The sequence below is a fragment of the Kitasatospora sp. NE20-6 genome, from assembly GCF_045862635.1.
The window spans coordinates 125403-137621 of record NZ_BPRL01000002.1 but is presented as its reverse complement, the minus strand read 5'-3'; the positions used below and the strand labels follow the sequence as shown (position 1 = coordinate 137621).

Below are 12219 nucleotides of genomic sequence, written 5' to 3'. Positions count from 1 at the left end.
CCCCGGTCCTCGGCGGCGCGCCGGGCAACGGCCCGACGGCACACGAGGGGGGCAGTCATGGAGAAGCTCCGGCCCTGGTACGAGGGCCCCCTGGCGTCCTTCGACACCGAGACCACCGGCGTGGACGTGGAGCACGACCGCATCGTCTCCGCCGCCCTCGTCCTCCAGCCGGCCCCCGGCACGGCCACGCGGTCCACAACCTGGCTGGCCGACCCGGGAGTTCCCATCCCGGACGGCGCCCGGGCGGTGCACGGCATCAGCGACGAGCAGGTCCGCACGTACGGCCGCGCACCGCGCACCGTGGTCGGCGAGATCGCCCGCGCCCTGGCCGAACACGCCCACGCCGGCACGCCGCTGGTCGTCATGAACGCCCCGTACGACCTCACCCTGCTCGACCGCGAGCTGCGCCGGCACCGGGGCACCACGCTCGCCGACGCCCTCGGCGGCACCGAACTCCTGGTGCTGGACCCGCGCGTGATCGACAAGCATGTCGACCGCTACCGGAAGGGCCGCCGCACGCTCACCGACCTCTGCGCCCACTACGGGGTGCGGCTCACCGGTGCGCACGACGCCACCGCCGACGCCACCGCCGCGCTCGACCTCGTCCGGACCCTGGGCGCCCGGCACCCGGAGCGGCTCGGCGGGCTGACCGGCGCCGAGCTCCACCTCCGGCAGGCCGTCTGGCACGCCGCCCAGGCCCGGGGCCTGCAGCACTGGTTCGACCGGGAGGGCACCGCCGAGCGGGTCGACCTCTCCTGGCCGCTGCGCCCCGTCCGCTGCACCTGCGGTCACCGGCTCTCCGCCGACCACCGCTGCGAGGCGGCCGCCTGACGCCCTCCCCCGCGGGAGGTCCCGCCAACGACAGAAGCCCCGGTCGCACTTGGCGACCGGGGCCTGCTGCTCGGTGGGCGATACTGGGATCGAACCAGTGACCCCTTCGGTGTGAACGAAGTGCTCTCCCGCTGAGCTAATCGCCCGGGCAACGAGAAGAACAGTAGCACCAGGTGGCCCGGCCGCCCTAATCCGTTCCGGGCCGCCGGACCGGACGGCCCCCGGATCACCGATCCTCAGATCACCGGCCCCGCAACCCCGGTGAATGACCGTCAGCCCCAGGAATGCACCGACAAAACGATATGAGGCCCGGACCAGTAATGGTCCGGGCCTCATATCCTGCAATGCATTCCGGTGGGCGATACTGGGATCGAACCAGTGACCCCTTCGGTGTGAACGAAGTGCTCTCCCGCTGAGCTAATCGCCCGGCTGCAGGGAAAACATTACCCCATCCGCGGTGGCGCCCGGACCACCCCCCGGGGTCAGTGCAGCTTCCACGGCAGGACGAGTCCGTACCGCCACAGGTACCAGGCCGCGACGCCGCCGATCACCGCCAGGCCGATCACGGTGAGCGCGATGTTGCGCCGGCGCACCCGCGGGTCGAGCGCCCGCTCGGCCGCCTCCGTCACCTTGCGCCGCGTCCACCGCAGCACCAGCTGGGCCCAGACGAACTCGGTCGCCCAGATGCCCATGCCCAGGAAGATGACGACCCAGCCCGGCCCGGGCAGCGGGAGCAGCACCACGCCGAGCCCGACCACGGCCAGACCCGCCAGGAAGATCACCACCTGCCAGCTCAGGTGCAGCGGGCGCGAGCGGCGGATGAAGTGCGGGGCCCGCGAGCCCAGCGGGCGCCCCCCGTCACCCTCCGTGCCCGGACCGCCTCCGTCACCGTCCGACGCCATGGGTGCACCGTCCTCGGCCTGCTCAGGATTGTCGCTTCGTACAGCCATGCGGGAAAAGTACCGGAGATACCGCCCCGTACGGGCCCCGACGCCCCCTCCGCGCCGATTCTTCAATGCGCCGGAAGGGGTACGACTGCACGGCGAATCGGGACAGACGGGTTTACACCGGGCTATCGGGTGGGATGGTCCGTTCGCCGACGTGCGAATCCCCGAGCGCACACTGAGCGAAAGGCCCTGGCGCTTATGAACACCACGGTCAGCTGCGAGCTGCACCTGCGCCTCATCGTGTCCAGCGAGTCCTCACTGCCCGTCCCCGCGGGCCTGCGCTACGACACTGCGGACCCCTATGCCGTGCATGCCACGTTCCACACCGGCGCCGACGAGACCGTCGAGTGGGTGTTCGCCCGTGATCTCCTCGCGGAGGGGCTGCACCGACCCACCGGAACCGGCGACGTCCGGGTGTGGCCCTCGCGCAGTCACGGGCAGGGAGTCGTCTGCATCGCCCTGAGCTCTCCGGAAGGAGAAGCCCTGCTGGAGGCCCCGGCACGCGCGCTCGAGTCGTTCCTCAAGCGCACGGACGCCGCCGTTCCCCCCGGCACCGAGCACCGTCACTTCGACCTCGATCGGGAGCTGTCCCACATCCTCGCCGAAAGCTGACCCCGCACCGGCTGGTCCGCCACGGCGGTCCACGCCCCAGCGCGTCCGTCCTACTCGGGGGCACGGTCGCACACACCGCCATGCACGCCCGGCGGTCCCGGGGTCGCCGCCGCGCCGGTGAGGCGCGCCGGCGGCGACGCCCGGCCTGACGGCCGGCCACCCGCTCCACGGGGTGGCCGGCCGTTCTGCCGCGCCCGTTCCGCCCGGCACGGGAGCCCGTCCCGGTAGAGTCGCGGATGACGACCGACGAGGGGCCCGCCGTGCGCCCCCGCCGCGCGAGGAGCCGACGTGCTGATCACCCATGACACCGAGTGCGCGCTGAGCATTCTGGTCGAGCTGCTCAACACGGCCCCCGAGGCCTGCGGCTCGGAACAGCTGCCGGACGTGGCCGCGCTCGACACCTTCGTCGTCGGGCAGGAGATCAGCGAGATCGACTCGCTCACCGCCGCCGACCTGACCGCCGTGCAGGACCTCCGCGGCCGGCTGCGCGCGGTGTTCTCCGCGGACTCCACCGAACGGGCCGCGGAGCTCGTCAACGCCGTCGTGGCCGCCGCCGGCACCACCCCCCGGCTCACCAACCACGACCACCACGGCTGGCACATCCACTACTTCGCCCCGCACGCCTCGATCGGCGACCACCTCGCGGCCGAGCTCGGCATGGCGCTGGCGTTCATCGTCATGGCCGGCGAGCGCGAGCGGCTGCGCCGCTGCGAGGCACCGGACTGCGCCCGGGTCTTCGTCGACCTCTCCCGCAACCGCTCCCGCCGGTACTGCGACAGCCGGACGTGCGGCAACCGCCTCCACGTGGCCGCCTACCGGGCCCGCCAGCGGTCCGCGGAGGCCGTGACGGCGGGCTGACCCGCCCGCGGATGGAACACTGGGGGCCATGACCGACGCCTCCCTCCCCCGACTCGAGTACTGGTGCGACCTCCAGTGCCCCGACTGCCGCACCGCCCTCGACGACGTCCGGGCCCTGCGGGCGCAGTACGGCGACGCGCTCACCGTCGAGCTGCGGCACTTCCCGCTGGAGAAGAACAAGCACGCGTACGCCGCGGCCCAGGCCGCCGAGGAGGCCTTCGCGCAGGGCCAGGGCTGGCCGTACGTCGAGGCGCTGCTGGAGCGCACCGCCGACCTCGCCCGGGACGGCGAGAAGGTGCTGCTCGCGGTCGCCGCCGGGCTCGGGCTGGACGCCGACGAGATCGACACCGCCCTGGTCGACGGCCGGCACACCCTGCTGGTCGACGCCGACCAGGCCGAGGGCAAGGCCATCGGGATCAAGGGCACGCCGACCTACGTCGTCGCCGGACAGCGGCTGGACGGCGGGCAGAGCCAGGACGGGCTGCGCGAGCGGATCGTCGCGCTGATCGACCGGCACCGCGGCTGACCCCTCCCGCACCGGCGGCCGCGCCCGCGCCCGCGGTCAGAGCAGCGGCTTGCCGAGGACGCGCCGCGTGACGCGGTAGCCGAGCGACGCGTACAGCGCGACGGCCACCGTGTTGCCGCTGAACACGTTCAGGCCGAGGTCGCGGACCCCGGCGGCGAGGCACTCGCGCTCCACGGCGTGCATCAGCGTGCGGCCGTGGCCGTGCCCGCGTTCCGCCTCGGCCACCTCCACCACCATCAGCCAGGCGAGCGGGCTGCCGTCCGGCAGGACCTCCTGGCGCAGGTTCAGCCAGAAGGTGCCGAGCTCCCGGTCGTCCGCGTCGGTGAGCCGGCGCAGCGCGACGCCCGGGGTGGCCGGGCCCTGCGCGAGGACGTTCCGGTGGTCGGCGTCCGCCCTGGCCTCCGCCTGCCGGGGCGTGAGGCCGGAGCCGAGCAGGTCGCGGAGGTAGCCGTCCCGCGCCGAGGCCAGCCAGGCCGGGTAGGCGTCCGCGCCGAGCGGGCGGAGCGTCAGCCCGGGCGGCAGGGCGGCCGGCGCCCCGATCCGCTTGGCGAGGTTGCGCATCCGCTCGGTGTAGCCGAGCGCCCGGGCGAGGGCCCGACCGCCCTCCGACTCCGCGGGGACGGTGACGTCGACCCGCGTACAGCCCCAGCCGCGCAGCACCTCCTCGGCGGCGAGGGCGCCGACCGTGGCCCGGCCGCGGCGGTGCCCCTCGCGCACCTCCAGCTCGGAGATCTCCCCCCACCACTCGTCGCCCCGCGGGAACGCGAGGGTGCGCAGGCCGCCGACCGGGCGGCCGTTCACGCGGATCTGCCACCGCCGCGTGCGCCCGCCGCCCGGCAGGGTCTCCTCGGCACTCTCGGGACGCAGGGTGGTCGTCATACCGCCTCCCTGCCCCCGCAGCGGCGGAACTACGCCTGGGCTCAGGGGTCGAGGTCGTCGGCGCCGCGCTCGGCGAACTGCCGCGCGGCCTTGAGCGTGACGGGCCCCGGCCCCGCGAGGTCGCGGCCGTCGACCCGGGTGACGGCCTGGACGTCGCGCAGGGTGGAGGTGAGGAAGACCTCCTCGGCGTGCTCCAGGGCGTCGAGCGGCAGGTCGGCCTCCTCGGCGCCGCTCCAGTCGACGACCAGCTGCCGGGTGATGCCCGCGAGGCAGCCGGACTCCAGGCGCGGGGTGAGCAGCCGGCCGTCCAGGACGACGAAGACGTTGGAGCCGGTGCCCTCGCAGAGCCGGCCCGCGGTGTTGGCGAAGAGCGCCTCGGAGGCGCCGGCCCGGTGCGCGGCGGCGAGCGCGACGACGTTCTCCGCGTACGAGGTGGTCTTGAGGCCGGCGACGGCGCTGTGCTCGTTGCGGCGCCAGGGCACGGTCACCACGGCGGTGGTGTCCGGGCGGCGCGCGGCGGTGCCGAGGGCCGCGACGAGGGTGGGCCGGCCGTCGCCGCGCTCGGAGCCGAGCGGCGAGGTGCCGCCGGTGTACGTGAGGCGGAGGCGGCCGAGCGGCATCGGGTTGGCCGCGAGGACGGCCCCGCAGGCGGCGCGGACCTCGTCGTGGTCCGGGTCCGGCAGGCCGAGCCCCCGGGCGGAGCGGGTGAGCCGGTCGAGGTGGCGGGTGAGGGCGAAGGCCTGTCCGTGGACGGACTTCACCGTCTCGAAGACGCCGTCGCCGACCGTGAGGCCGTGGTCGAGGACGGAGACGGCGGCCGTGGCGTCGTCGACGAGGTTTCCGTTGACCCAGATCATCGGGGCTGCTCCTGGCGGTCAGAGGGTGCTCGGGCCCGACGCTATCGCGATCAGGCGGGCGGCCTTGAGTTCGGTCTCGTCCCATTCGCGGTCCGGGTCCGAGCCCCAGGTGATGCCGGCGCCGGTGCCGAACCGCAGCTCGGGCCCGGCCGGGGTCCGGTGGATCCAGAAGGTGCGGATGCCGACGGCGAGTTCGGCCTCGCCGCGGTCGGCGTCCACCCAGCCGACGGCGCCGCAGTAGGGGCCGCGGGGGGCGGTCTCCAGGGCCTCGATGATCCGCAGGGCGCTGGACTTGGGGGCGCCGGTCACCGAGCCGGGCGGGAAGGTCGCGGCGAGCAGCTCCGGCCATCCGGCGCCGGGCCGCAGGGTGCCCTCGACGGTGGAGACCAGGTGGACCAGGCCGGGGTGCTTCTCCACCGCGCACAGGTCGGGCACGGTGACGGTGCCGGTGTCGCAGACCCGGCCGAGGTCGTTGCGGACCAGGTCGACGATCATCACGTTCTCGGCGTGGTCCTTGTCGAGCAGGTCGGCCTCGGTGCGGCCGGTGCCCTTGATCGGGCCGGAGGAGACCGTCCGTCCCCGGCGGCGCAGGTAGAGCTCCGGGGAGGCCGTCGCGATCTCCACGCCGTGCTCCGGAAGGCGAATCGTTCCTGCGTACGGCGCGGGATTGCCCCGGGCGAGCAGCCCGGTGAGGGCGTCGACGTCGCACCGGGACGGGTCGGGGAGCGGCGCGCTCAGCACGCGGCAGAGGTTGGCCTGGTAGACCTCGCCCGCCGCGATGTGCTCCCGGATCCGCCGCACGCCGGCGGTGTACGCGTCGCGGTCGAGCGAGCTCCGCCAGGCCGCGGGGTCGGGCCCGCACCAGCCGCCGGTGGCCGGCGGTGCCGGGTCCGGACGCACGTCGTCGAAGCGGGCGCAGGTGAGGCGGCCCTCGAAGTCGTGGGCGACGGCCCAGAAGCCGGCGGTGTGCAGCACGGCCGGGTCCGAGGACACCTCGCGCAGACCGGTCGCGAGCCGTCCGCCGAAGCGGGCGAGCGGCTGGTCGGTACGGAGGGGGGTGGTGCGGCCGGACACGGTTCTCCTGCGCGGACTAGGTGCTGCGCCGCGCGGGTGCGGCGCGGGTGGGGCGGGCTCGGTGCCAGAAGTGTAGGTCGGCGCGGCTCCCTGGCCGCCGCGCCCCGGCGGCCGGGGAGGCTGCGGCGGCGCTGGTCGGGGGCGTCCGGGACCGGGCCGGAGCGCTGACGGAGCAGCACCCTCCGGCCACCCCGCGCCACGCTGCGGGAACGGATTTTTAGCTGGCCCGGGAATCCGCTAGAGTTCAACACGTCGCCGGGACGCGGAGCCGAAGAAAAGCGGGGAAGCAGCCGGGAGACAGGCGGACGTGGCTCAGTGGTAGAGCATCACCTTGCCAAGGTGAGGGTCGCGAGTTCGAATCTCGTCGTCCGCTCGATGGAAGACAGGGTAAGATCGTCTTTCGAAGTTGCCTGGTGGAGTGGCCGAGAGGCGAGGCAACGGCCTGCAAAGCCGTGTACACGGGTTCAAATCCCGTCTCCACCTCCAAGAGGTGCCCCTGGTTCGCCAGGAGCCCTCCCCGCGCGATTAGCTCAGCGGGAGAGCACTACCTTGACACGGTAGGGGTCACTGGTTCAATCCCAGTATCGCGCACTCGAACCCTTCGGGGATCGGCATCCCAGCGCGATTAGCTCAGCGGGAGAGCACTACCTTGACACGGTAGGGGTCACTGGTTCAATCCCAGTATCGCGCACTCGAACCCTTCGGGGATCGGCAACCCGGCGCGATTAGCTCAGCGGGAGAGCACTACCTTGACACGGTAGGGGTCACTGGTTCAATCCCAGTATCGCGCACCGCAGACCGAGGGCCGTGATCCGACCAGGATCACGGCCCTCGGTGCGTCCGCCTGCAGTCCGGCACAGTCCGACGCAGCCCGGCGCAGTTCGACACGGATTCGAGACGGAGAAGCAGGCGCCGGGTACGGACGTCCTCACCGACGTCGCATACCCGGCCCCTTCTCCTTGCCGGTCCCGTACCGCCTCGCCCGTCCACGTGGTCGGCGGTGTCGTGCCCCGGCCGGCGCGGACCCCTCCCCTGGGGTCAGCGCCCGATCAGATCGGCGACGGCCTCGGCCTGGGTCGCCAGCTGTTCCCAGCCTCCGAACAGCGCGAGCAGGATGATCGCGCACGGCACCGCGATGGCGAGCGCCACCGCCGGGTGCCGGTCCGCGGTCGGCGACGTGCCCGCAAACGGCCTGCGGCGGCGCCGGGTACCGGTGAGGTGCGTGGCCATGGTCGTCCGCTCCTGCTCGTGCCCCGCGGCCGCCGGGCGGCCGCGCGTGGATGGTGGGCGCGGCGGGCCGTGACCTCGGGGGACGAGTACTGCCCGCCGCTGGGATCAACGGTAGGTGCGGGCGTCCTTCCGGTCGTCATGCCCGCGTACCGTTCGGTGGGCCTCCCCGAGGATGAGAGGACGCGGCACCGCGTACTACCGGAGAGGGAGAAGGAACCGATCGCATCCCCGAGGCAACCCTGAGAAAGCCCCCCAGGGGTACTCCGGAAAGGCCGTTCCGGGGCCCTGCGGCAGCCTCCGCCCGCGCGTTCGACGGAGATCGGACAATCCGACCGGCGCTTCAGGTGTTGCGTGTCAGCACACCACTGCGACCAGTCCGTAAGCTGTCCCGGACAGGATCTGACGATGCCCCACCGGACGGGGCCTCACCCCACGGGCTGACGGGAACGGGTATGGCGTTGATGCGGCTGAGGCGTGAGGACCCCCGCATCGTCGGACCGTTCCGGCTCCACCGGCGGCTGGGCGCCGGCGGCATGGGCGTGGTCTACCTCGGCTCCGACCGGCGCGGCCAGCGGGTCGCCCTCAAGCTGATCCGCTCCGAACTCGCCGAGGACGTCGAGTTCCGCACCCGCTTCGCCCGCGAGGTCGCCGCCGCCTCGAAGATCCGCGGCGGCTGCACGGCCCGGGTCGTCGGCTCCGACCTGGAGGCCGACCGGCCGTGGCTCGCCACCGCGTACGTCCCCGGCCCCTCGCTGTACAAGCGGGTCAGCGACGAGGGCTCGCTGCCCTGGCCGGAGGCGGCCCGGATCGGCGCCGCGCTCGCCGACGGCCTCGTCAAGGTGCACGAGGCCGGCGTCGTCCACCGCGACCTCAAGCCGTCCAACATCCTGCTCTCGCCCCGCGGCCCGCGGATCATCGACTTCGGCATCGCCTGGTCGCGCGGCGCCTCCACGCTCACCCACGTCGGCACGGCCGTCGGCTCGCCCGGCTTCCTCGCGCCCGAGCAGGTGCGCGGCGCCGCGGTGACCCCGGCCACGGACGTCTTCGCCTTCGGCGCCACCCTCGCCTTCGCCCTCACCGGCGACTCGCCGTTCGGCTCCGGCGCGTCCTCCGAGGTCATGCTCTACCGCGTCGTGCACGAGGAGCCGGACATCTCGGCGGTGCCGCCCGTCCTCGCCCCGCTGATCAAGGCCTGCCTCGCCAAGGAACCCGCCGAACGGCCCGCGGCCGCCGCACTGCACGAGCGGCTGACCGAACTCGCCTCCCGAGGCGCCGGCGGCCCGGTCCGCGGGCGGCCCGCCGCACCCGCACCGGCCGCCCCCGGCCACGCGCCGCGCCCGGGCGGCCCGCCCGCCGCCCGCCCGCGGAGGGCCCCCGGGCAGCCGCCCACCAGCGCGATGCCCCGCCCCGACACCCACGACACCCTGCGGGACCGCCCTCACACGCCCGCACCGGGCCGGCCCCGCGACCGCCAGCACACCCCCGCCCCCGGGCGCCCCGCCGTCGGCCCCCGGCGGCGACTGCTGCGCCAGCGGGTGGTGGTCTTCGTGACCGTCACCCTCGGCGTGGCCCTGGCCATCGCCGCCGCGCAGGGCTGCGAGAACCGCAGCACCGACGGCCGCGGCCCCGCACGCGTCTCCCCCGCCGCGTCCGCACCCGGCCTCTCGCTGGACGGTGCGCCCACCACCGGCGCAGGCTCCGCCCCCGCCCCCGCCACGACCGGTTTCGCACCGGCCGACGGACCGCTGCCGGCCGTCGACTGGGCGAACCGCGGCTACACCGACCCGGCCGGCGGCCCCGCGATCCGGCTGCACGACGGCCGGGGCGGCGCCGACGGCGCCCGGATCGCGCTCAGCACCGTGCTGCCCGTCCGCTACCGCGGCGCACCGGCCGCGCTCGTCGTGCTGCGCCGGGCCGAGGGGGCCGTGCCCGTCGACCTCGTCTCGCTGTTCGCCTTCGACGGCGACGCGGCCGTGCCGGTGTCCTCGCGCGCCTCCGCCGCCGACCCCCAGGCCGCCGCGGTCTGGCGGGTCGAGAGCGGCGCCCTCGTCCGGGAGGAGAAGGTCTCCCTGACCGGCGCGGTCTCCTCCACCCGGTACACGGTGCGGAGCGACGGCGGGCTGGAGGAGTCCTGGCCGGGCGCCGGGGTCTCCGGCGGCCGCTGAGACCGCCGCGGGCCCTCCGGGGGCGACGCCGCGGGCAGCCCGCCGCGGGGAGCCGGATCAGGCGGGCCGGGGCCGGGTCGCGTAGAAGGCGACGGCCGACGCCGCCGCCACGTTGAGGGAGTCGACGCCGCCGTCCATCGGGATGCGGACGTGCTCGTCCGCCGCCGCCAGGGTGCGCGCGGCCAGGCCGTCGCCCTCGGTGCCGAAGACCAGGGCGAGCCGCTCGTCCTCCCGTGCCGCCAGGGCGTCGAGGGTGATCGCCCGGTCGCTCAGGCACAGTGCCGCGACGGTGAACCCGGCCCCGCGGATGGTCGCGATGTCGGCGGGCCAGGACTCCAGGCGGGTCCACGGCACCTGGAACACGGCGCCCATCGACACCTTCACCGCACGCCGGTAGAAGGGATCCGCGCAGCGGGGCGTGAGGAGGACGGCGTCGACGCCGAGGGCCGCCGCGTTCCGGAAGGCGGCGCCGATGTTGGCGTGGTCGACGATGTCCTCGAAGACGGCGACCCGCCGCACCGTGCTCCCCCGGAGCAGGTCGGCCGCACCGGGCAGCGGCCTGCGCTGCATCGACGCGAGCGCGCCGCGGTGCACGTGGTAGCCGGTGACCTCCTCGGCGAGGGCGGGCTCGACGACGTGCACGGGGGCGTCCGCGGCGGCGATGACGTCGCCCATCACGTCGAGCCACTTCGGGGTGAGGAGCATGGACCGCATCCGGTAGCCCGCGTCGACCGCGCGGCGGATGACCTTCTCCCCCTCCGCGATGAACAGGCCCTCGGCGGGCTCGCGGCGGCGGCGGAGCTCGACGTCGGTCAGGCCGGTGTAGTCGGCGAGCCGGGGGTCGGCGGGGTCGGTGACGGTACGCGGTTCGGACACGGGGTCGATCCTGCCCGGTCGGTGCCCGCGACTCCAAACCCGGACGGACCCGGACGTGCCGGGGGCGCCGGGCCGACCGCCCGACGCCCCCCGCACGGTGCGGCGCAGGTCAGCCGTGCGCGAGCACGTTCACCACGTCGCCGACGACGATCACGGCCGGGGGCTTGATCTGCTCGGCTGCCACGACCGCGCCGACCGTGGCGAGGGTGGCGTCGACGCGGCGCTGGGCCGCGGTCGTGCCCTCCTGGACGACGGCGACCGGGGTGTCCGCGGAGCGGCCGCACTCGATCAGCTTCGCCGCGATGGCACCGATCTTGTCGACGGCCATCAGCAGCACCAGGGTGCCGGTCATCCGCGCCGCGGCGTCCCAGTTCGTGAGGGAGCGCTCGTCCGGGCCGACGTGGCCGGAGATCACGGTGAACTCGTGCGTCATGCCGCGGTGCGTGACCGGGATGCCCACCGCCGCCGGGACGCTGATCGAGCTGGAGATGCCCGGCACGACGGTGACCGGCAGCCCGGCCTCCAGGCAGGCCAGCAGTTCCTCGCCGCCGCGCCCGAAGACGTACGGGTCGCCGCCCTTGAGACGGACCACGAACCTGCCGGCCTTGGCGTGGTCGATCAGCGTCCGGTTGATCGCCTCCTGCGCCATGTAGCGGCCGTACGGGATCTTGGAGGCGTCGATCACCTCGACGTGCGGCGGCAGCTCGGCGAGCAGCTCGCGCGGGGCGAGCCGGTCGGCGACCACCACGTCGGCGTCGGCCAGCAGCCGGCGGCCGCGGACGGTGATCAGGTCCGGGTCGCCGGGGCCACCGCCCACCAGGGCCACGCCCGGCGTGCGCTCGCGGTACTGGCGGGCGGTGAGGGAGCCGTCCCGCAGGGCGTCGACGATGGCGTTGCGCAGGCCCGCCGAGTGCCGGGGGTCGCCCGTGAGCACGGCCACCGTCGCACCGCCGTCACGGCCGCTGGCGGGCGTCCAGGCGGTGGCCGCGGACGCGTCGTCGCTGCGGGCGCAGAAGACCCGCAGCCGCTCGGCCTCCGCGGAGACGGCCGTGTTGACGGCCGGGGAGTCGGTGGCCACCAGCGCGTACCAGGTGTCGGCGAGGTCGCCCTCGGCGTAGGGGCGCTCGTGCCAGGTGATCTCGCCCGCGTCCGCCATGGCGTGCACGGCGGGCGTGGTGTGCGGGGATATCAGGTGGATGTCGGCGCCGGAGGCGATCAGCGCCGGCAGCCGGCGCTGCGCGACCTGGCCGCCGCCGACCACGACGACACGCCGGCCTGCGAGGAGCAGTCCGACCGGGTACGGGGTCAGCCCCTCGGTGGTGGGGTGGGGTGCGGGCGCGTTCATGGGCGGAGCTCCTGGGTGG

11 protein-coding genes, 7 tRNA genes and 1 pseudogene are annotated in these 12219 nt (G+C 74.7%); 10 read left to right on the top strand and 9 right to left on the bottom strand.

Annotation, left to right across the window (positions count from 1 at the left end):
* Positions 1 to 57 precede the first annotated feature (57 nt).
* On the top strand, positions 58 to 831 hold the full coding sequence (locus tag SNE206_RS01240; protein WP_407911414.1) for an exonuclease domain-containing protein: 774 nt from the start codon (positions 58 to 60) through the stop codon (positions 829 to 831).
* Between the two features lie 74 nt (positions 832 to 905).
* Here the strand turns inward: SNE206_RS01240 and SNE206_RS01235 are convergent.
* The 3 genes from SNE206_RS01235 to SNE206_RS01225 form a co-directional block, all read right to left on the bottom strand.
* Positions 906 to 977, bottom strand: a tRNA-Val gene (locus SNE206_RS01235).
* Positions 978 to 1186: 209 nt separating this feature from the next.
* Positions 1187 to 1258, bottom strand: a tRNA-Val gene (locus SNE206_RS01230).
* A gap of 55 nt (positions 1259 to 1313) precedes the next feature.
* Entirely contained in the window at positions 1314 to 1733 is a 420-nt protein-coding gene (locus SNE206_RS01225; RefSeq protein ID WP_407911611.1) for a TIGR02611 family protein, read from the bottom strand.
* Between the two features lie 243 nt (positions 1734 to 1976).
* Between SNE206_RS01225 and SNE206_RS01220 the strand changes: the two genes are divergently transcribed.
* The 3 genes from SNE206_RS01220 to SNE206_RS01210 all read left to right on the top strand — a co-directional run bounded on the left by SNE206_RS01220 (position 1977) and on the right by SNE206_RS01210 (position 3774).
* Positions 1977 to 2390: an SsgA family sporulation/cell division regulator gene (locus SNE206_RS01220; protein ID WP_030056266.1), complete on the top strand. Its 414-nt coding sequence runs from the start codon at positions 1977 to 1979 to the stop codon at positions 2388 to 2390.
* Positions 2391 to 2678: 288 nt separating this feature from the next.
* A complete protein-coding gene (locus SNE206_RS01215; RefSeq protein ID WP_407911413.1) occupies positions 2679 to 3248 on the top strand; it encodes a CGNR zinc finger domain-containing protein in 570 nt (189 codons plus the stop codon).
* A gap of 28 nt (positions 3249 to 3276) precedes the next feature.
* On the top strand, positions 3277 to 3774 hold the full coding sequence (locus tag SNE206_RS01210; protein WP_407911412.1) for a DsbA family protein: 498 nt from the start codon (positions 3277 to 3279) through the stop codon (positions 3772 to 3774).
* A gap of 36 nt (positions 3775 to 3810) precedes the next feature.
* Here the strand turns inward: SNE206_RS01210 and SNE206_RS01205 are convergent, their stop codons facing one another.
* The 3 genes from SNE206_RS01205 to SNE206_RS01195 are packed head-to-tail and all read right to left on the bottom strand — an operon-like array spanning position 3811 to position 6584.
* Positions 3811 to 4653: a GNAT family N-acetyltransferase gene (locus tag SNE206_RS01205; protein ID WP_407911411.1), complete on the bottom strand. Its 843-nt coding sequence runs from the start codon at positions 4651 to 4653 to the stop codon at positions 3811 to 3813.
* A gap of 41 nt (positions 4654 to 4694) precedes the next feature.
* The gene (locus tag SNE206_RS01200) at positions 4695 to 5510 is read right to left on the bottom strand and encodes an aminotransferase class IV (protein WP_407911410.1); all 816 of its coding nucleotides are present in this window, start codon (positions 5508 to 5510) and stop codon (positions 4695 to 4697) included.
* 18 nt (positions 5511 to 5528) lie between these two features.
* Entirely contained in the window at positions 5529 to 6584 is a 1056-nt protein-coding gene (locus SNE206_RS01195; protein WP_407911409.1) for a chorismate-binding protein, read from the bottom strand.
* 301 nt (positions 6585 to 6885) lie between these two features.
* Between SNE206_RS01195 and SNE206_RS01190 the strand changes: the two genes are divergently transcribed.
* The 5 genes from SNE206_RS01190 (at position 6886) to SNE206_RS01170 (ending at position 7375) form a co-directional block, all read left to right on the top strand.
* A tRNA-Gly gene (locus SNE206_RS01190) sits at positions 6886 to 6957 on the top strand.
* Between the two features lie 39 nt (positions 6958 to 6996).
* A tRNA-Cys gene (locus SNE206_RS01185) sits at positions 6997 to 7070 on the top strand.
* Between the two features lie 33 nt (positions 7071 to 7103).
* Positions 7104 to 7175 (top strand) — tRNA-Val (locus SNE206_RS01180).
* Between the two features lie 28 nt (positions 7176 to 7203).
* A tRNA-Val gene (locus SNE206_RS01175) sits at positions 7204 to 7275 on the top strand.
* A gap of 28 nt (positions 7276 to 7303) precedes the next feature.
* A tRNA-Val gene (locus SNE206_RS01170) sits at positions 7304 to 7375 on the top strand.
* A 247-nt stretch (positions 7376 to 7622) separates the two neighbouring features.
* Here the strand turns inward: SNE206_RS01170 and SNE206_RS01165 are convergent.
* Positions 7623 to 7814 carry a hypothetical protein gene (locus tag SNE206_RS01165; RefSeq protein WP_405010436.1) on the bottom strand — a complete coding sequence of 64 codons (192 nt, stop codon included), beginning with the start codon at positions 7812 to 7814 and terminating at the stop codon, positions 7623 to 7625.
* 452 nt (positions 7815 to 8266) lie between these two features.
* Between SNE206_RS01165 and SNE206_RS01160 the strand changes: the two are divergent.
* Positions 8267 to 9499, top strand: a pseudogene (locus tag SNE206_RS01160) (serine/threonine-protein kinase); the annotation flags it as partial.
* Positions 9500 to 10036: 537 nt separating this feature from the next.
* Here the strand turns inward: SNE206_RS01160 and SNE206_RS01155 are convergent.
* Together SNE206_RS01155 and cobA are read right to left on the bottom strand one after the other, a co-directional pair.
* A complete protein-coding gene (locus SNE206_RS01155) occupies positions 10037 to 10855 on the bottom strand; it encodes a TrmH family RNA methyltransferase (protein WP_407911408.1) in 819 nt (272 codons plus the stop codon).
* Positions 10856 to 10964: 109 nt separating this feature from the next.
* Positions 10965 to 12200 carry a uroporphyrinogen-III C-methyltransferase gene (cobA, locus tag SNE206_RS01150; RefSeq protein ID WP_407911407.1) on the bottom strand — a complete coding sequence of 412 codons (1236 nt, stop codon included), beginning with the start codon at positions 12198 to 12200 and terminating at the stop codon, positions 10965 to 10967.
* Between the last annotated feature and the right edge of the window lie 19 nt (positions 12201 to 12219).